At 65.5% G+C, this 19,466-nt stretch carries 15 protein-coding genes and 1 pseudogene; 8 read left to right on the top strand and 8 right to left on the bottom strand.

The window, feature by feature from the left end:
* Nucleotides 1-31: 31 nt before the first annotated feature.
* Nucleotides 32-1,459, bottom strand: coding sequence for an arginine-ornithine antiporter (gene arcD, locus VJS90_RS06960; RefSeq protein ID WP_324120356.1), 1,428 nt, complete (start codon nucleotides 1,457-1,459; stop codon nucleotides 32-34).
* Between the two features lie 422 nt (nucleotides 1,460-1,881).
* On the opposite strand from arcD (VJS90_RS06960), the gene arcD (VJS90_RS06955) reads away from it, so the two are divergent.
* Nucleotides 1,882-3,309, top strand: a complete 1,428-nt coding sequence (gene arcD, locus VJS90_RS06955) for an arginine-ornithine antiporter (protein ID WP_324120354.1) — start codon at nucleotides 1,882-1,884, stop codon at nucleotides 3,307-3,309.
* A 10-nt stretch (nucleotides 3,310-3,319) separates the two neighbouring features.
* On the opposite strand, the gene VJS90_RS06950 is transcribed toward arcD (VJS90_RS06955), so the two are convergent.
* The 7 genes from VJS90_RS06950 to gap all read right to left on the bottom strand — a co-directional run bounded on the left by VJS90_RS06950 (nucleotide 3,320) and on the right by gap (nucleotide 11,300).
* A complete protein-coding gene (locus VJS90_RS06950; RefSeq protein ID WP_324120352.1) occupies nucleotides 3,320-4,675 on the bottom strand; it encodes a CoA transferase in 1,356 nt (451 codons plus the stop codon).
* Nucleotides 4,676-4,722: 47 nt separating this feature from the next.
* The gene (locus tag VJS90_RS06945) at nucleotides 4,723-5,142 is read right to left on the bottom strand and encodes a YbaN family protein (RefSeq protein WP_324120350.1); all 420 of its coding nucleotides are present in this window, start codon (nucleotides 5,140-5,142) and stop codon (nucleotides 4,723-4,725) included.
* 57 nt (nucleotides 5,143-5,199) lie between these two features.
* Complete coding sequence (locus VJS90_RS06940) at nucleotides 5,200-5,790, bottom strand: biliverdin-producing heme oxygenase (RefSeq protein ID WP_324120348.1); 591 nt, start codon at nucleotides 5,788-5,790, stop codon at nucleotides 5,200-5,202.
* Between the two features lie 96 nt (nucleotides 5,791-5,886).
* Nucleotides 5,887-8,484 (bottom strand): TonB-dependent receptor, encoded by a 2,598-nt coding sequence (locus VJS90_RS06935; protein WP_324120346.1) that lies wholly within the window; start codon nucleotides 8,482-8,484, stop codon nucleotides 5,887-5,889.
* Nucleotides 8,485-8,601: 117 nt separating this feature from the next.
* Complete coding sequence (locus tag VJS90_RS06930; protein ID WP_324120344.1) at nucleotides 8,602-9,564, bottom strand: FecR family protein; 963 nt, start codon at nucleotides 9,562-9,564, stop codon at nucleotides 8,602-8,604.
* Nucleotides 9,565-9,653: 89 nt separating this feature from the next.
* Nucleotides 9,654-10,166, bottom strand: a complete 513-nt coding sequence (locus VJS90_RS06925; RefSeq protein ID WP_324120342.1) for a sigma-70 family RNA polymerase sigma factor — start codon at nucleotides 10,164-10,166, stop codon at nucleotides 9,654-9,656.
* Between the two features lie 132 nt (nucleotides 10,167-10,298).
* Nucleotides 10,299-11,300 carry a type I glyceraldehyde-3-phosphate dehydrogenase gene (gap, locus tag VJS90_RS06920; protein ID WP_324120340.1) on the bottom strand — a complete coding sequence of 334 codons (1,002 nt, stop codon included), beginning with the start codon at nucleotides 11,298-11,300 and terminating at the stop codon, nucleotides 10,299-10,301.
* 261 nt (nucleotides 11,301-11,561) lie between these two features.
* Here gap and edd point away from each other — a divergent pair, with 261 nt between their 5' ends.
* The 7 genes and pseudogenes from edd to VJS90_RS06885 all read left to right on the top strand — a co-directional run.
* On the top strand, nucleotides 11,562-13,388 hold the full coding sequence (edd, locus tag VJS90_RS06915) for a phosphogluconate dehydratase (protein WP_324120338.1): 1,827 nt from the start codon (nucleotides 11,562-11,564) through the stop codon (nucleotides 13,386-13,388).
* Nucleotides 13,385-14,344, top strand: coding sequence for a glucokinase (locus VJS90_RS06910; protein ID WP_324120336.1), 960 nt, complete (start codon nucleotides 13,385-13,387; stop codon nucleotides 14,342-14,344). Before edd ends, VJS90_RS06910 begins: the two co-directional genes overlap by 4 nt.
* Nucleotides 14,345-14,411: 67 nt before the next feature.
* Nucleotides 14,412-15,137, top strand: a complete 726-nt coding sequence (locus tag VJS90_RS06905) for a response regulator transcription factor (RefSeq protein ID WP_324120334.1) — start codon at nucleotides 14,412-14,414, stop codon at nucleotides 15,135-15,137.
* Nucleotides 15,118-16,572 carry an ATP-binding protein gene (locus tag VJS90_RS06900; RefSeq protein ID WP_324120332.1) on the top strand — a complete coding sequence of 485 codons (1,455 nt, stop codon included), beginning with the start codon at nucleotides 15,118-15,120 and terminating at the stop codon, nucleotides 16,570-16,572. The genes VJS90_RS06905 and VJS90_RS06900 overlap by 20 nt, the downstream gene beginning before the upstream one ends.
* Before the next feature lie 137 nt (nucleotides 16,573-16,709).
* Nucleotides 16,710-17,972, top strand: coding sequence for an ABC transporter substrate-binding protein (locus tag VJS90_RS06895; RefSeq protein WP_324120330.1), 1,263 nt, complete (start codon nucleotides 16,710-16,712; stop codon nucleotides 17,970-17,972).
* 130 nt (nucleotides 17,973-18,102) lie between these two features.
* Nucleotides 18,103-19,011, top strand: a complete 909-nt coding sequence (locus tag VJS90_RS06890; protein ID WP_324120328.1) for a sugar ABC transporter permease — start codon at nucleotides 18,103-18,105, stop codon at nucleotides 19,009-19,011.
* Nucleotides 19,004-19,466 (top strand): annotated as a pseudogene (locus tag VJS90_RS06885) (carbohydrate ABC transporter permease); the annotation flags it as partial. The gene VJS90_RS06890 and the pseudogene VJS90_RS06885, both read left to right, overlap by 8 nt.

Here is a 19,466-nt window from a genome sequence, read left to right as displayed (position 1 = left end):
TGCATTCCTCCAATGTGTGCAAGAAACAGGATCACAGGGTCAGGAACCCGTCGTACAAGCCGTAGGCCGCCACCAGGGCGCCGACGACCACGGCGGCGAAGATCAGCTTCTCGACGTGGGTGAAAATGGGTTGGCCGACCTCGCGCTTGGCCTTGGCGAACAGGATCGCGCCTGGGGCATACAACAGGGCCGAGAGCAGCAGGTACTTGATGCCGCCGGCGTACAGCAGCCAGATCGCGTAGATCAGCGCCACGCCGCCGATGATCAGGTCCTTGCGCCGCTCGGCCAGGGCGTTCTCGTAGGTCTCGCTGCGCACCGCCAGCAACACCGCGTAGGCCGCCGACCACAGGTAAGGCACCAGGATCATCGAGGTGGCGAGGTAGATCAGCGATAGGTAGGTGCTGTTGGAAAACAGCGTGATCACCAGGAAGACCTGAACCATGGCGTTGGTCAGCCACAACGCGTTGGCCGGTACCTGGTTGGGGTTCTCGCGGCGCAGGAACGCCGGCATGGTGTGGTCCTTGGCGGCGGCGAACATGATCTCGGCGCACAGCAGCACCCACGACAACAGCGCGCCGAGCAGCGAGATGATCAGGCCGACGCTGATCAGCACGGCGCCCCAATCGCCGACCACATGCTTGAGCACCGCGGCCATCGACGGGTTCTGCAGGCCGGCCAGTTCCGGCTGGGTCATCACCCCCAGCGACAGCACGTTCACCAGCACCAGGAACAGCAGCACGGTGACGAAACCGATCACCGTGGCCTTGCCCACGTCCGAGCGTGTTTCCGCTCGTGAGGAGAAGATGCTCGCGCCCTCGATGCCGATGAACACCCACACGGTGACCAGCATCATGTTGCGCACCTGGTTCATCACGCTGCCCAGCTCCGGCGTGCCCATGGCCCAGATGTCGGCGGTGAAGATATCGAGGCGGAAGGCGAACAGGCAGACCAGCGCGAACAGGGCCAGCGGCACTATCTTGGCGATGGTCGTGACCAGGTTGATGAAGGCCGCTTCCTTGATGCCTCGCAGCACCAGGAAATGCACGCCCCAGAGCAGCAGCGAGGCGCCGATCACCGCGGCCAGGGTGTTGCCCTCGCCGAACACCGGAAAAAAGTAGCCCAGGGTGCTGAACAGCAGGACGAAGTAGCCGACGTTGCCCAGCCAGGCGCTGATCCAGTAGCCCCATGCCGACGAGAAGCCCATGTAGTCGCCGAAACCGGCCTTGGCGTAGGCGTAGACACCACCGTCCAGGTCGGGCTTGCGGTTGGCCAGGGTCTGGAACACGAACGCCAGGGTCAGCATGCCGACCGCGGTGATGGCCCAGCCGATCAGCACGGCGCCCACGCCCGCACTGGCGGCCATGTTCTGCGGCAAGGAAAAGATCCCGCCGCCAATCATCGAACCGACCACAAGTGCAACCAGTGCGCCGAGTTTCAGTTTTCCAGAAGAGTCAGACATCGCGTAACTCCTTGCCAGGAGAGAGTTGACGCCAGCCTAGAGCTGGTGCCGTGGTCATTCGCTGATGTAGATCAGTTCACGACGTCATGAAGAGGGTCTTCATGAAACTCCTGGAGAGTGCCGACGGCAATGTCGCAGGCCTTGCGGACTGGCACCTCCACGTCTGTTTGCGGAGCGGATGCTGCGTTTGCCTGCGCGCTATGAAACTAGTCTTTTTTCGGGGTTTCGCAACTTTTTGCCAACACAATCCGACAGGACACAGTGGCTGGAATATCGTCCACAATTGCCTGTTACTTGAACCTGCCAAGTTAGAAAGTCTGGCTATTAGCACGGGTCATTTAATCGCCCGCGCTGATAAGTGGTTAGTGCAACTACAGCCGCGGTTATTTCGTACCGGTGACACAAATGCAACAGGGAGGCTTATGAGCGACGTGAGTCAAAAGCTGCGCTTGAGTGCGCTGATTGCCCTGGTGGTCGGGTCGATGATCGGTGGCGGGATCTTTTCCTTGCCGCAGAACATGGCGGCGCGTGCCGATGCGGGCGCGGTGCTGATTGGCTGGGGCATCACGGCGATTGGCATGCTGGCGCTGGCCTTCGTGTTCCAGACCTTGGCCAACCGCAAGCCTGGCCTCGATTCCGGGGTGTACGCCTATGCCAAGGCCGGCTTTGGCGAGTACATGGGATTCTCATCGGCCTGGGGCTACTGGATCAGTGCCTGGCTGGGCAACGTCGGCTACTTCGTGCTGTTGTTCAGTACCCTGGGGTTCTACTTCCCGGTGTTTGGCGAAGGCAACACGCCCGAAGCCATCGGTTGCGCCTCGCTGCTGCTGTGGTCGGTGCATTTCGTGGTGCTGCGGGGCATCAAGGAAGCGGCGTTCATCAACCTGGTGACAACCATCGCCAAGGTCGTGCCGCTGCTGATCTTCATCCTCATCGCATTCTTTGCCTTTCGCGCCGACATCTTCAGCCGCGATATCTGGGGGCTGGGCAATCCCACGTTCGGCAGCGTGCTGTCGCAGGTGCGCAACATGATGCTGGTGACGGTGTTCGTGTTCATCGGCATCGAGGGCGCCAGCGTCTATTCGGCGCGGGCGGAACGCCGCTCGGACGTCGGCAAGGCCACGGTGATCGGCTTTCTGGGCGTGCTGGCCTTGCTGGTGCTGGTGAACGTGCTGTCACTGGGAGTGATGACCCAGCCGGAGCTGGCCGGGCTGCAGAACCCGTCGCTGGCCTCGGTGCTCGAGCACATCGTCGGGCCGTGGGGCGCGTTGCTGATCAGCCTCGGTCTGGGTGTGTCGCTGCTGGGGGCGTTGCTGTCCTGGGCGCTGCTGTGCGCCGAGATCCTGTTCGCCACGGCGCGGGACAGGACCATGCCGCGCTTCCTCACCCGCGAGAACGCCAACCGCGTGCCGGTCAACGCGCTATGGCTGACCAACAGCATGATCCAGGGCTTCCTGCTGATCACGCTGGTGTCGGCGGGTACCTATACCAGCCTGATCTACCTGGCGTCGTCGATGATCCTGGTGCCGTATTTCTGGTCGGCGGCGTATGCCGTGCTGCTGGCGCTGAGGGGCGAAAGCTATGACGGACAGCCGACGGCGCGGCGCAATGATCTGCTGGTGGCGGGCCTGGCCCTGGTCTATGCGGTGTGGCTTCTGTATGCAGGCGGGCTGAAGTACCTGCTGCTTTCGGCCTTGCTGTATGCGCCTGGAGTGATCCTGTTTGCCCGGGCCAAGCACGAACAGGGGCAGGCGCTGTTCACCCGCTGGGAAAAGCTGGTTTTCGCCGCGGTACTGGCGGGGGCGGGCCTGGCGGCGTATGGACTGTATGCGGGGGTCTTGTCGCTGTAGCCCGCGCGCATCACCAGCGGGCGGCGTCAGACCCCAGCTCGCATGCCCCGCGCTCCCAGTGAATCACGGCTTCACCCACCTTGAGCGGGCCCTTGAGCCGTCGTGCCGGGCCCCAAGGAGTCGTTTCCACCAAGGCATCAAGGTCTTCGACCGTTTCCGCGGCCAGCGGCAGGTCATCGCTCACGGTTCCGCGCTCGATCAGCAGCTTGGCCGTGCGCGCCAGCGACAGCCGCGCGCTGGCGCCATGGCCGTTGCGCAGACGCTCGGCATAGCCGCGTATCGCGGCGGCGGCCATCAGGTAACCGGTGGCATGGTCCAGCGCCTGCACCGGCAAGGGCACGGGGTGTTCGGCCTGTTGCCAGCGCATGCCTTCACGGGCGATGCCGGTGCTCATCTGCACCAGGCTATCGAAGCCGCGCCGGTCGCGCCATGGCCCGCTCCAGCCGTAGGCGTTGAGGCAGACGTCGACCAGCCCGGGGTTGAGCTCGCGGCGCCGCGGCTCGCCGTAGCCGAGGCCTTCGAGGGCGTCGGCGCGGTAGCCATGCAACAGGATGTCGGCGTCGGCCAGCAAATGCTCGAAAACCTGGCGGTCCTCGGCGACGCGCAGGTCGAGCCGGGCGCAGCGCTTGCCCAGGGTAACCTCGGCGACCACGGCCGGCTCGTCCCAGCCGGGCGGATCGATACGCAGCACATCGGCGCCAAAGCCTGCCAGCAGGCGGCTGGCCGTGGGGCCGGCAAGAATGCGTGTAAGGTCGAGCACCTTTACCCCCGCCAACGGCCGCTCAAGGGTGCCTTGCCACGGCCGGATGGGACCGGGACCGGGAGCGGCGAGCTGGCGTGCGATCAACGGCTCCGCGGCCACGGCCTGGCCCTGTGGATGCTCGCTCCACTGCAGCCAGCTGCGCATCATCGCGGCGCACCCGCCCGCGGCGACCACCGCCTGCTCCAGATCGCCGGCCGACCACGGCGCGACTCGCCTTGCCATTTCAGCACGGTCCTGGGCCGCGCCCAGTACGTCCTGCGCCGCTCTGCGGTGATGCGGTGCATTGGTGTGCAGGCGGATCCAGCCATCCTTGCAGGGGTAGTCGCCAGCGATGGCATCCCACAACGGTGGTGTCTGCCAGCCCTGCGGGCGCACGCTGCCGGCGAACCAGAAGGAGGCCAGGCGGCGGTCGACCCGCACCAGAGGACAGGTGTCGGTCTGGCGTTGCAGCAGGTCTGCCAGGGCCAGACCAGCCGCGGCGACGCTGGCACTGGCCAGCTCGGTCACGCCATAGGCGGATGGCAGCGAGCCGATTCCCTGCCAGCGAATAGCGGCAGGATCAAGCTCCAGGACAGTGGCGATGACGTTCAGCAGGTACTGCATGCAGGTTCTCCTCGACAGGGCAATTGCAGTACAGCAATCGCCTGTGGTCAAACCTGCCGTTGCAGTTCGGCGTCTCGGACGGCCGGCGCGTGCTCGGGCCGTGACCAGATCCACAGGTTGCCCAGGGTCATGCCGCCGATGGCCAGGAACACCGGCCAGCGGTGGTCGAGGAACACCAGCATCACGGCGGCGCACACCAGCATGCTGAGAGTGGCGCTGACCTTGGCGCGGCGCTTGATGACCTTGCCGTTGCGCCAGTTGTGCAGGATCGGCCCGAACAGCCGGTGGTTCTCCAGCCAGGCGCTCAGGCGCGGCGAACTGCGTGTCGCGGCCCAGGCGGCGAGGAGGATGAACTCGGTCGTCGGCAGCCCGGGGATGACAATCGCGACCAGGCCGATGCCCAGGCTGACATAGGCCAGGAGCGCGAACAGCAGGCGGGACAGTTTGGAAGTGGCGGGTCGGGTCATGGGCTCATTGACGGGCTGTTCAGGGCCGGCCGCTTCAAGGGCCGCCGGCAGGGCGTATCAGGCAACTTCGGTGCTCGGCGCGTAGGCGTGCCGGAGCAGCTCGGTGAAGCGCTCGAAGGCGGCAACCGCACCGCGTTCGGCAGCGGCGTCCTCCTCGGGGTTCAATTCCAGGCTGTCGAGAATGCGCGTGAACTGTTTCCAGCCTTCGGCGCGTCCCCCGGCGGGCTCGCCCAGGTGACGGGCGCCAACGCTGTCCGACAGGCCCAGGCCGACGGCACGCTTGATCAGGAATGCGGCGCCCAGTTTGGAGCCTTCGGAGACGAAGATCCAGCCCAGAGCTTCACCCAGGCTCGGGTTGTGCAATGCGCCGGGCACGGGGGAGGGGACGCCGGTGTTCAGATCGGCCAGGTCCAGTCGGGCCTGTTCAGCGCGGCAGCGCTGGGCCAGGTCGGGGACGATGGCGATCAGTCGCGGGTCGGTGTAGAGCGCCTGCAGCTCGGCCTGGAACAGGTACTGGGCGACCACGAAGCGGGCGAAGCTCTCGCGGGTGTCGAAGGGGGCGTGGGATTTGACCAGGGTATCCAGTTCGCTGTGGGGGGCGTGGGTCAGCTGGTTCAGGCGTTGCGAGCGCAGGGGGGTGGAGGTCATGGTCGGTCCTTGGAAAATGGTCGGGTCTTGTAACAAGACGAAAAAGAAGACGGGAATCAGTAAAAAAGTGCATGTCTTGAGGTGTGCAGCGCCAGGTCAGATATCCCACACCACATTTACCGCGAAGTTGCGGCCTGGCATGGTCAGGCGGTCGAGATTGGCCGGCTGGGTGACCGCGGCTTCACCCTGTCCGTCGTAACCGCGCACCGAGTCCCACTGCCAGTACTTCTTGTCGGTCAGGTTGTAGAGACCCGCATTGACGGTAACGTCGTCGGTGACCTTGTAATATCCGGCCAGGTCGAGCACCCCATAGCCTGGCGTGCGGAACTGCTTGCTGGTGCCGTCGGGGGCGAAGAAGGTGGTGTCGTCGACACGGTTCTTGCGCTTGACCAGGGTCCAGCTCAGCAGGCCGCCATAGTTCTGTTGCTCATATCCCACCCCGACGACGGTGGTCAGCGGGTTGACGGTGTTCAGCGGCTGGCCGTTGTCATCGTTGCGGCCGTGGGCGTAGGCGATCGAGCCTTGGGTGTACAGGCCCTGCGGCGCGCCGAAGTGGTCTAGGTTCAGGCGACCCTTGAACTCGGCGCCCTTGATGGTGGCGTGCTTGATGTTATTGGCCCGGAAGGTCGATTCCAGATTGGCCGACTGCACGGCGTCCTCGTCGATGAAGTCGCGGTACTTGTTGTAGAACACCGCCACGTCGAAGTTGCCGGCGTCGAAGTTGCCGCGCAGGCCGGTCTCGTAGCTCTTGCTCTTCTCCGGTTCGAGCCCGGGGTTGCCCTCGACGCGATACCCGAGGTCGAGGTTCTGGAAGCGCCCGTACATCGACTTGGGGGTCGGCGTGCGGAAGCCCTCGGCATACTGGCCGTACCAGGTGTAGGTATCGTTGAACGCGTAGGTCACGCCCAGCTTGGGCGATACGCGGTGCCACTTCTTGTCCGAGTCGTCGATGCTGGTGAGTTCGCCGGTACCGCTCTGCAAGCCGCGCAGGAATGCGTCGGTCATCTTCGGCTGCATGCGGGTGTAGTCGTAGCGCGCGCCGGGCAGGAAGGTCCAGTTGTTCCAGCGGATCTCGTCCTGGGCGAACAGGCTGTAGGTGTTGACGGTCGGATCGGGGAAGTCGCTGACCAGCACCTGGCCGTCACGGGCGCTGTCCTGGCCGATGGCGGTGCAGGCGCCGCCAACGTTCACGCAGGTCCCGGTGCCCCGGCGCGAGCCCGTCACTTTTTCGTGCTTCAGGGTGGTGCCGTAGGTCAGCAGGTGATCGGTGGCGCCGACACTGAAGGCCTTGTCCAGTTGCGCATCGAAGACCCACTGGCGGTTCTTGTAGGTGGTCTGGCGATCGCGATGTACCTGCCTGCCAGAGGCTGCGTAGAGCTCATCGGTGCGCTGGTCGGTCTTGGCGATCTGGTAGTTCAGGCTCCACTTCATGTTGTCCGCAAGCAGGCTGTCGAGGGCCAGGTCATGGTTGATGCCGAACCGCTCGCGGGTGACGGTGTCGTTGCCGGTACGCATGCGATAGGAGTTCATGGCACCGAAGCCGGGAATGAACGGCCCGCCCACCGCGCTCAACAGGTTCTGGTCGCGGTCATCCTTGAAGCGCTCGTAGGTCAGCCCCAGCCGCGCGTCCTCGGCGTAGTCCCAGCCCAGCTTTGCCAGCACATTGGTGGTGCGCGCATCCGCAGGGTTGGCCTCGGTGCGCGACAGCCCGGTCCCGCCGTGCTCCCCGTAGGACTCGGTCTCGTGGCCGTTACGCTGGCTCAGGTGCAGCAGGCCGTCGAAGCCGCCCTGGCGGCCGGCCACGGTGGCCGAGGTCAGCCAGCTCTCGTCGGCCGAGCTGTAGCCGGTCTTCAGGCGTGCGCCGACGTCCTTGCCGGGCTTGATGATGTCTTCGGGGTCGAGGGTGAAGTAGCTCACCGCGCCACCGATGGCGTTGCTGCCGTACAGCACCGAGGCGGGGCCGCGCAGGATCTCCACGCGCTTGATGATTTCAGGGTCGACGTAGTTGCGCTGGGTCTGCGCGTAGGGGCCGTAGAAGAAGCTGTCGGGGATGGACACGCCATCGACCTGGGTGAGGATGCGCTCGCCGTCGATACCGCGGATATTGAAGCCGTTGAGGCCGCTGCGCTGACCCGTCCCGGCGACGGAAACACCAGGCTCGTAGCGTACCAGCTCCTGGATGTTGTTGACGTTCTGCCGATCGAGCTGCTCGCGGGTCTGTACCGACACGGTACTTGGCACCTGGCTGACATCCTGGGCGCTGCGGGTGGCGCTGACAGTGACCTGTTGCAGGGCGATGGAATGGCTGGCCCCGTGGCGTTCGAGCACCACATTGCCATTGCCGATCTTGCGATAACCCAGGCCGGTGCCCTGCAGCAGGCGACGCAGGGCATGCTCTGGCGTCAGCGAACCCTGCACGCCCGGCGATGACACGCCTTGGGCGAGGTCGGCAGGGAAGCCGACCTGCCAACCCGTGACCTGGGTGAAGGCATTGACGGCCTCGACCAGCGGCCGCTGGGTGATTGCAAAACGGTAGTCCCCCATGCGCGGGCTGCTCGCCGGGGCCGGCTCGACGGCCAGGGCCGGCAGGCTGAAGGCGCCGCTGGCGAGCAGCGCCAGGGTCAGCAGGGACAAGCTGCAGCGCTGGCCAAGACGGTCGATGGAAGGGGTCTGGCGGGTTGTACCTGTGGGCATCGGCGGGGGCTCCCTGTCGCGCGTTGTTATAGGTGGCGACTGATCCAAAACGAGAATCAGTTGCATTGGCTATAACGAGACGAGCGGGGTGCGGTGATCGCGTAAAAATACTTCGGGTCAGTTCAGGATGACCACGGCGGGGTACTCGTGCAGTTGCGCCGAGGTGATGTTGGCGAGCGCGCGCAGTGTCTCGATCGGCTGGTCGAGGCGGTAGTTGCCGGTGACGGCCAGCTGTTCGATGCGCGGATTGCGGCTGATGATCCAGCCTGGATAGTAGCGCCGGACCTCTGCCAGCACCTGGCTGAGCGGGCAGTTCTTGAACACCAGGCGACCCTCGACCCAGGCCAGGTCCTTGCTCGCGTCCAGGCGACCACGCGCGCCGAAGCCCTCAGGGCCGACACTGATGCTGTCACCCGCGCTCAGGCGGATGCGCTGGTCGGTGGCCGAGCGCAGGTCGACGTCGCCCCGGCGAACCCGCACCTGGGCCTCGCCATGGAGGTAGCGCACGGCGAAGTCGGTGTCGCGCACCTCGGCCCGCACGGGCCCGGCCTCCACTTCGAGCGGGCGCTGGTTGCCCCCGGCCACCTCGAAGAATGCCTCGCCCTGCAACAGGCGCGCGACGCGGTGCTTGCCCTTGAGATCGCTGGCGAACGCCGAGTCGGTGTTGAGCAGTACCTTGGCGCCGTCGTCCAGTTGCAGACGCTGGCGCTCTCCGACCACGGTCAGGTGATCGGCCTGCAGGCGCACCGGCAGGTTGCCGAAGGTAAACAGCCCGGCCAGCAACAACGCGGCGGTGGCCAAGGGTTTCCAGTGGGTACGCAGTCGCCCGCGTGCGGACGTGCGGCGACGCTGCACGAGTTGCTCGGCGCCCTGACGCAGCGAGGCGCCGTTCCACAGGGCTTCGGCCTCGACATAGGCGCTGGCGTTGACGGGGTCGGCCTCGAGCCAGGCCTCGAATGCCGGCGTGTCGGCCGCGTCGGCGCACTGCAGACGGATCAGCCAGTCCAGCGCCTCGTCCATGGCACGGGCGCGCGCGGCAGCCTCGGCGGGTGACGGGCGAGGGGGGTGGCTGTCGGTCACGGAGGGTCCTTGCGATAGGCGTTTTTTCTGGAATGATCACGGCTGTGCCGGGGCAAGGCAAGCGCTTTGCCGGATGCAGCGCCGGGCGGCTACCTGAGGCGCTCGGCCACGCCCATGCAGATCGCCATGATCAGCTTCAGTTCCTTCTGCACCGTGCTGGCCGACACCTTCAACTGCTCGGCGATTTCCAGGTAACTGGCACCGTGCAGGCGGCTGAGGATGAAGATGCGTTGCTGGCGTTGCGACAACTGCCCAAGGCTGACGCTCAGGTGCTTGAGCAGTTGCTCGGCATGGGCGGCGTCTTCGTAGTTGCCCAAGGGCGCGGCGACGTTGTGCAGCACCTGCTCGGGCACGTCGTCGACCACGGTGCGTGCCTGCACGCGGCGTGCGCGCAGGTGGTCCAGGGCAAGGTTGCGCGCGGTCTGGAAGACAAAGGGTTCCAGGTGCTCGACCGGCCGCTCGCCCAAGGCGCGGGTGACGCGCAGGTAGGTTTCCTGCAGCAGGTCCTCGGCGGTGCTGGGGTTGTCGACCATCCGCTGCAAGGTTCGCAGCAAGGGGAGACGCTGGTGGATGAAAACGGCGTTGAACCGGGATTGACTCACGGGGATACCTGACCGAGGGTAAGTGAATGATAATGCTTATCATCCATGCATCTGGTCAAGTACCCTGCAGGTAAAGAAATGTGTGGCAAGCCCCTGCACGCCCGGCCGTGCCGGGCGACGGGGCGGCAACCCTTACCGCGCGTTGCACAGCGCCAGGCAGTTATCCAGCATCCGGTTCGAGAAGCCCCACTCGTTGTCATACCAGGCCAGCACCTTGAGCATGCGGCCGTTGGCGCGGGTGTGGTTGGCGTCGAAGATCGACGACAGCGGGTTGTGGTTGAAGTCGCACGACACCAGCGGCAGGGCGTTGTAACCCAGGACGCGCGAATGCCGGCTGGCCTCGAGGAACAGCTGGTTGACGTCGTCGGCCGTCACTTCGCGGCGCAGGTTCACGGTCAGGTCGACCAGCGACACGTTGATCACCGGCACGCGCACGGCCATCCCGGTCAGCTTGCCGGCAAGCTCTGGCAGCACCAGGCCGACCGCTTCGGCGGCGCCGGTCTTGCTGGGGATCATCGACTGGGTCGCCGAACGGGCCCGGTAGGGGTCGCTGTGGTAGACGTCGGTGAGGTTCTGGTCGTTGGTGTAGGCATGGATGGTGGTCATCAGGCCCTGCTCGATGCCGTACTCGCGGTGCAGCACCTGCGCCAGCGGGGCCAGGCAGTTGGTGGTGCACGAAGCGCTCGAGATGATCTGGTGCGAGGCCCGCAGGGTATCGTGGTTGACGCCATAGACCACCGTGGCATCGGCGCCCTTGGCCGGCGCCGAGATGATCACCTTGCCGGCGCCGGCCGTGAGGTGCGCGGCCGCCTTGCCGCGCTCGGTGAAGAGCCCGGTGCACTCGAACACCACGTCGATCGCCAGCGCCTTCCAGGGCAGTTCGGCCGGGTTGCGGATGGCACTGACCGCGATGCGGTCACCGTTGACCGTCAGGCTTTCATGATCGGCCTCGACACGGGCGTCGAAGGCGCCATGAACGCTGTCATGCTTGAGCAGGTGGGCGTTGATGGCGCTGTCGCCCAGGTCGTTGATGGCGACGACCTGCAGGTCCTGGCGGTAGCCTTGGGTATAGAGTGCGCGCAGAACGTTGCGTCCGATGCGGCCGAATCCGTTGATGGCAATACGAAGGGTCATGGCGTTACCTCTGGCCGGGGTGAAGTCCGTGGCAAAAGAAACAGCTTCACTGAAACGGTTTTGTTGTTGGAATTACAAGATTATTCCCAATGAGATAGAAAACAAGCCTTTTTGATGGCAGTATTTTGTTTAATCTACAACGAGCGATCGGCCGGGCCGCTCCATCCGCCGCGTTCAGGGCCTCTCTTGAGCCTAGGACGCAATCGTTTGGAAGGGAAACGCCTGCAGAGATCGCCCCACCGCTAGCCTGGAGTCCAGTACATGCATCCGCGCATCCTTGAGGTCACCGAACGGCTGATCGCCCGCAGCCGTCCCACCCGTGAACGCTACCTTCAGCTGATTCGCGGCGCGGCCAGCGATGGACCCATGCGCGCCCAGCTGCAATGCGCCAACTTTGCCCATGGCGTGGCTGGGTGCGGGGGCGATGACAAGCAGACGCTGCGCCTGATGAACGCGGCCAACGTCGCCATCGTCTCGGCGTACAACGACATGCTTTCGGCCCACCAGCCCTACCTGCACTTTCCCGAGCAGATCAAGCAGGCGCTGCGCGAGATCGGCTCCGTCGGGCAGTTCGCGGGTGGCGTGCCGGCCATGTGCGACGGCGTCACCCAAGGCGAGCCGGGCATGGAACTGGCCATCGCCAGCCGCGAGGTGATCGCCATGTCCACCGCCATCGCGCTGTCGCACAACATGTTCGATGCGGCGTTGATGCTGGGAATTTGTGACAAGATCGTTCCGGGCCTGCTGATGGGCGCTCTGCGCTTCGGCCACCTGCCGATGCTCTTCGTCCCAGGCGGGCCGATGCCGTCGGGCATCTCCAACAAGGAAAAGGCCGACGTGCGCCAGCGCTATGCCGAGGGCAAGGCCAGCCGCGAGGAACTGCTCGAGTCGGAGATGAAGTCCTACCACAGCCCCGGCACCTGCACCTTCTACGGCACCGCCAACACCAACCAGCTGCTGATGGAGGTGATGGGCCTGCACCTGCCAGGCGCCTCCTTCGTCAATCCCTACACGCCCCTGCGCGATGCCCTGACCGCCGAAGCCGCGCGGCAGGTGACGCGCATGACCAAGGCCAGCGGCAACTTCATGCCACTGGGCGAGATCGTCGACGAAAAGTCCCTGGTCAACTCGATTGTCGCCCTGCATGCCACCGGTGGCTCGACCAACCACACCCTGCACATGCCCGCCATCGCCCAGGCCGCCGGCATCCAGCTGACCTGGCAGGACATGGCCGAGCTGTCGGAGGTGGTGCCGACCCTGTCCCACGTCTACCCGAACGGCAAGGCCGACATCAACCATTTCCAGGCCTCGGGCGGCATGGCCTTGCTGATCCGCGAACTGCTCGACGCGGGCCTGCTGCACGAAGACGTCAATACCGTGGCCGGTCATGGCCTGCGCCGCTACACCCAGGAGCCGTTCCTCGACAATGGCACGCTGGTCTGGCGCGAAGGCCCGCATGCCAGCCTCGATGAAAATATCCTGCGCCCGGTGGCACGGCCGTTCTCGCCCGAGGGTGGCCTGCGGGTGATGGAGGGCAACCTGGGCCGCGGCGTGATGAAAGTCTCGGCCGTGGCGCCCGAGCACCAGGTGGTGGAAGCCCCGGCGCGGGTGTTCCATGACCAGCAGGCGCTGGCCGATGCGTTCAAGGCAGGCGAGCTCGAGCGTGACTTCGTCGCCGTGATGCGTTTCCAGGGTCCGCGCTGCAACGGCATGCCCGAGCTGCACAAGATGACCCCGTTCCTCGGCGTGCTGCAGGACCGCGGCTTCAAGGTGGCGCTGGTCACCGACGGACGCATGTCGGGCGCCTCGGGCAAGATCCCGGCGGCCATCCACGTGTGCCCGGAGGCGTTTGATGGCGGACCGCTGGCAAGAGTGCGCGATGGTGATATCGTGCGCGTGGACGGCGTCGAAGGGACGCTGCAGGTACGGGTGTCGGCCGAGGAGCTGGCCAGCCGTGACCTGCCCGCCGCACCGCTGGGCAATGACCTGGGCTGTGGCCGCGAACTCTTCGGCTTCATGCGCATGGCCTTCAGCCCGGCCGAGCAAGGAGCCAGCGCCTTTACCTCGGGCCTGGAGACGCTCAAATGAAAGCCGCGCTGGTGGGTGATATCGGTGGTACCAATGCTCGTTTCGCCCTTTGGCGGGCCAATGAACTGCATGCCGTGCAGGTATTCGCGACCGCCGACCACACCAGCCCCGAACAGGCCATCGAGGCGTACCTGCGCGAGCAGGGCATCGCCCGTGGCGAGCTGGCAGCGGTGTGCCTGGCCGTGGCCGGGCCGGTGGACGGTGACGAGTTCCGCTTCACCAACAATCACTGGCGCCTGAGCCGCAAGGCGTTCTGCCAGGCGCTTCAGGTCGACCACCTGCTGCTGATCAATGATTTCTCCGCGATGGCCCTGGGCATGACCCGTCTACGGGAGGGCGAGTACCGCGAAGTCTGTCCTGGCGTGGCCGATCCCGCGCGCCCGGCACTGGTCATCGGACCTGGCACCGGCCTTGGCGTTGGCAGCCTGCTGCGCCTGGGCGAGCAGCGCTGGCTGGCCTTGCCGGGGGAGGGCGGGCACGTCGACCTGCCGGTGGGCAACGCCCGGGAAGCGGCGATCCAGCAGCAGATCAGCCGCCGCATCGGCCATGTCAGCGCCGAGACGGTGCTCAGCGGCGGCGGGCTGGTGCGTCTGTACCAGGCGATCTGCTCGCTTGATGGAGAAACCGAGCAATACCGCACGCCCGCGCAGATCACCGATGCGGCCCTGGCGGGCGATCCTGTCGCGCTGACGGTCATCGAACAGTTCTGCCGCTTCCTCGGGCGCGTGGCCGGTAACAATGTACTGACACTCGGCGCGCGCGGCGGCGTGTATATTGTCGGCGGCGTCATCCCGCACTTCACCGAGCTGTTCCTGCGCAGCGGCTTTGCCGAAAGCTTCGCCGACAAGGGCTGCATGAGCAGCTACTTCGCGGGCATCCCGGTATGGCTGGTCACCGCGGAGTTCTCCGGGCTGCTCGGCGCGGGGGTGGCGCTGCAACACGTGCTCGAGCACTGACGCCCAGGCACTGACGCTGAAGCAACAGCGGGCACAAGACCCGCGTCGACCAGAGGATGGGACTGTATTGAGCACTGCCGCCAGATCGATCCTCCTGGTCGATGACGACCAGGACCTGCGTGAACTCCTGGGCCTGTACCTGGACCGTCTCGGTTACCAGGTGCGCGCGGTGGCCGACGGTCATGGCTTTCGCGAGGCGCTCGAGTCGGCGCCCAGCGACCTGGTGATCCTCGACGTCATGCTGCCTGGCGAGGACGGTTTCAGCCTGTGCCGCTGGGTGCGCCAGCATCCACGCCTGGCGCAGGTGCCGATCATCATGCTCACCGCCAGCTCCGACGAGACCGACCGCGTCATCGGCCTGGAGCTGGGCGCTGATGACTACCTGGGCAAGCCCTTCAGCCCGCGCGAGCTGCAGGCGCGGATCAAGGCCCTGCTACGCCGCGCCGGGTTCGGCCAGGCACCGCTCAACCACGATGTGCTGATGTTTGATGAATGGCGCCTGGACACGGTCAGTCACCGGCTGTTCCACCGCGATGGCGAGGAGGTGATCCTCACCGGTGCCGACTTTGCCCTGCTCAAGCTGTTTCTCGACCATCCCCAGCAGATTCTCGACCGCGACACCATCGGCAATGCCACCCGCGGGCGCGAGCCGATGCCGCTCGACCGCATTGTCGACATGGCGGTCAGCCGCCTGCGCCAGCGGCTGCGCGACGTCGACAAGCCGCCACGGCTGATCCGAACCGTGCGCGGCAGCGGCTACCTGTTGGCGGCGCATGTCAGCCCCGCATCCTGAGCCACGCTGGCGGTTGCTGCCGCGCTCGCTGCTGGGGCGCATGCTGCTGCTGACCTTGCTGGTGGTGGTGCTGGCGCAGGGGCTGTCGAGCCTGATCTGGGTCTCGCAGTTGCGCGCGAGCCAGTTGCAGGGGCTACAGGCCAGCGCGGCCAGCCTGGCGCACTCGATGAGCGCAAGCGTCAGCTACTTCCGTTCCTTGCCCGTGGCCTATCGGCCCATGGTCCTCGACCAGCTGCGCAGCATGGGCGGGACGCGCTTCGTCGTGTCACTCAACGACAAGCCGCTGGACATGCCGGTGCTGCCCGTCACCCCGCGCAAGCGCGCCGTGATCGAGGTGTTCGAACAGGTGCTGCACGAACGCCTGGGGCAGCACATGAATGTATCGGTAGCGTTCGTCAGCCCCAAGGAGCTGCGCATCTTCAACAGCGGCCTGCGCCTCGACGAGCTGCCACGTTCCTGGGCGCATTATTCGCTGACCCTGGAACCGCTCGACCCACCGGTGCTGGTTACGCAGATCCGCCTGGGCGAAGGTGAATGGCTGTACATCGCCTCGCTGATGCCCGAGCCCTACACCAGCCTTGAACCGGAGCGCCTGCCACGCCAGCAGCTGGGTTTCGTCGTGCTTACCAGCGCCTTCCTGCTGCTGTTCATCGGCCTGCTGGTGCACTGGCAGAGCCGCCCGCTCAAGCGCCTGGCACGCGCCGCGCGGGAGCTGTCGCTGGGTGCCGACGTGGCGCCGGCCAGCGAAGGCGGTGGCAGCGAAGTGGCGGACGTGGCACGGGCCTTCAACAGCATGCGTGAGCGCATCAGCCGCTACCTCACCGAGCGCAGCCAGCTGTTCAGCGCCATCTCCCACGACTTGCGCACACCGATCACGCGCCTGCGCCTGCGGGTCGAGCTGCTGGAGGACGAGCCGTTGCAGGCTCGCTTCGGACGCGATCTCGATGAGCTCGAATTGCTCGTCAAGGGCGCGCTGCAGTGCGTAAAGGACACCGATATCCACGAGAACATCGAACCTGTCGACCTCAACCAGGCGCTGGAGATGCTCGCCGAACCCTACCTCGGTTGCGGCAGCCTGACCCTCGAAGGCCGGGCGCTGGCGCCTTATCCCGGCAAGCCGCTGGCGCTGCGGCGCTGCATCGGCAACCTGATCGACAACGCCATCAAGTACGGTGAGCGCGCCCACCTGCGGATCCTCGACAGCGCCAGCGGGTTTGTCCTGCAGGTCGACGACCAGGGGCCCGGCGTGCCGGAGCAGCGCCTGGAAGAGGTGTTCGAACCGCATGTTCGCCTGGCCGGCCACCAGCAGGGCTACGGCCTGGGCCTGGGCATCGCGCGCAACATCGCCCACAGCCACGGCGGCGAGGTGAGCCTGCTCAACCTGCGCCAGGGCGGCCTGCGGGTGACCCTCAGCCTGCCGCGCACTCCGGACTGAACCGCGAATGTCACAGGATGGTGACATTCGCGCGTCCCTTCGTTACCTGCCGGCCCATGAGGGCTGGTTAGACTCCGATGCAAGCGCAAGCAACCATGACTTGCCTCTGCATAACAACAATAAAAGGTCCTGTTTCGATGAATGCGATCACGCGTCTCGCCGCTGTCATTTCCCTCGCCTCCCTGCTGCCTCTCCATGCCACCGCTGCCGGCAACGGCACGGTAGAAGTACTGCACTGGTGGACCTCCGGCGGTGAAGCCGCGGCCGTCCAGACCTTGAAAGCCCAGGTCGAGAAAGACGGCTTCACCTGGAAGGACAACGCGGTGGCCGGTGGCGGTGGCGCTGCTGCCATGACCGTGCTGAAAAGCCGCGCGGTCGCCGGCAACCCGCCCGCCGCCGCGCAGATCAAGGGCCCCGATATCCAGGAATGGGGCGCCCTGGGCCTGCTCACCGAGCTAGACGAAGTCTCCACGGCCAACAACTGGGACACGCTGCTGCCCGCCAAGGTGGCCGACATCATGAAATACGACGGTCATTACGTGGCCGTGCCGGTGAACATCCACCGGGTCAACTGGCTGTGGATCAACCCGCAGGTGTTCGAAAAGGCCGGCGCCAAGGTGCCGACCACCCTGGATGAACTCTTCACCGCCGCCGACCAGCTCAAGGCCGCCGGCTTCCAGCCCCTGGCCCATGGCGGCCAGCCGTGGCAGGACAGCACGGTCTTCGAAAGCCTGGTGCTCGCCATGCTCGGGCCCAAGGGCTATCACGCCGCCTTCGTCGACCTGGACGAGAACACCCTGACCGGCGAGCCGATGATCAAGGTGTTCCAGACCCTGCAGCGCCTGGGTGGCTACATGGACCCCAACCGCGCCGGGCGTGACTGGAACATCGCCGCCGCCGAGGTCATCAACGGCAAGGCCGGCATGCAGATCATGGGCGACTGGGCCAAGAGCGAGTGGACCGCCGCCGGCAAGGTCGCGGGCAAGGACTATCAATGCGTGGCGTTCCCTGGCACCCAGGGCAGCTTCACCTACAACATCGACTCGCTGGCCATGTTCAGGCTCAAGGACGACAACGACATCAAGGCCCAGAACGACCTGGCCAAGGTGGCGCTGGAGCCGCAGTTCCAGACCGTGTTCAACCAGAACAAGGGCTCGCTGCCGGTGCGCCAGGACATGGACATGAGCGCCTTCGACGCCTGCACCCAGCAGTCGGCCAAGGACTTCAAGGTGGCCGAGCAGGGCGATGGGCTGCAGCCGAGCATGGCCCACAACATGGCCTCGTCGCTGGCGGTGCAGGGGGCCATCTTCGACGTGGTCACCAACTTCCTCAATGACCCTAAGGCCGATCCGGCCAAGGCGGTCAAACAGCTGAACTCGGCGATCAAGTCGGCCAAGTAAGCGCCCCAGGCATCCAGCCTGCGGCGCTCTGTTCGCTGGCAAGCCAGCTCCCACAGCTACGGTGTATACGGCCACTGTGGGAGCTGGCTCGCCAGCGAAAGCAGCGCCGCCGAACTCGAGATCAAGCCTAATGACAACAATCACCGCACCCCTGCGGGCCTCCCCCCTGGACGCCCTGCAACGCTGGCTACCCAAACTGGTACTGGCCCCCAGCATGCTGATCGTGCTGGTCGGCTTCTACGGTTACATCCTCTGGACCTTCATCCTGTCATTCACCAACTCAAGCTTCATGCCCAGCTACAAATGGGTGGGCCTGGACCAGTACATCAAGCTGATGGGCAACGACCGCTGGTGGGTGGCGAGCCAGAACCTGCTGGTATTCGGTGGCCTGTTCATCGGTATCAGCCTGGTGATCGGCGTGCTGCTGGCGGTGCTGCTGGACCAGCGCATCCGCCGCGAAGGCTTCATCCGCACGGTCTACCTCTACCCCATGGCGCTGTCGATGATCGTCACCGGCACGGCCTGGAAATGGCTGCTCAACCCGGGCCTGGGCCTGGACAAGCTGTTGCGCGACTGGGGCTGGGAGGGCTTTCGCTTCGACTGGCTGGTCGATCCTGATCGCGTGGTGTACTGCCTGGTAATCGCCGCCGTGTGGCAGGCGTCGGGTTTTGTCATGGCACTGTTCCTGGCGGGCCTGCGCGGGGTCGACTCCTCGATCGTGCGGGCCGCCCAGGTCGATGGCGCGAGCCTGCCGCGCATCTACCTGCGCATCGTGTTGCCCAGCCTGCGGCCGGTGTTCTTCAGCGCCGTGATGATCCTCGCGCACATCGCCATCAAGAGCTTCGACCTGGTCGCGGCCATGACCGCGGGCGGCCCGGGCTATGCCTCGGACCTGCCGGCGATGTTCATGTATTCGTTCACCTTCAGCCGGGGCCAGATGGGCATGGGCTCGGCCAGCGCCATCCTGATGCTGGGCGCGATCCTGGCGATCCTGGTGCCCTACCTGTACTCGGAACTGAGGAACAAGCGCCATGACTAGCCATCGCTGGTTTTCCCCCAGCCGCCTGGCCATCCACGGCACCTTGCTGCTGGCCTGCGCGCTGTACCTGATCCCGCTGGTGGTGATGCTGCTGACCAGCTTCAAGGACCCGGAGGACATCCGCACCGGCAACCTGCTGAGCTGGCCGCAGATGTTCACAGGCATCGGCTGGTTCAAGGCATGGGACGCCGTGGGCGGCTACTTCTGGAACTCGGTGAAGATCACCGTGCCGGCCGTGCTGATCTCGACGCTGCTCGGCGCGCTTAACGGATATGTGCTGTCGATGTGGCGCTTTCGGGGCTCGCAGCTGTTTTTCGGGCTGCTGCTGTTCGGCTGCTTCCTGCCGTTCCAGACCGTGCTGCTGCCGGCCTCGTTCACCCTCGGCAAGCTGGGGCTGGCCAGCACCACCACGGGCCTTGTGCTGGTGCATGTGGTGTACGGGCTGGCCTTCACCA

The organism is Pseudomonas sp. (genome assembly GCF_035277045.1).
Lineage (GTDB): Bacteria > Pseudomonadota > Gammaproteobacteria > Pseudomonadales > Pseudomonadaceae > Aquipseudomonas.
The sequence above is the reverse complement of the archived record's forward strand: the minus strand, read 5'-3'. Positions and strand labels throughout refer to the sequence as shown.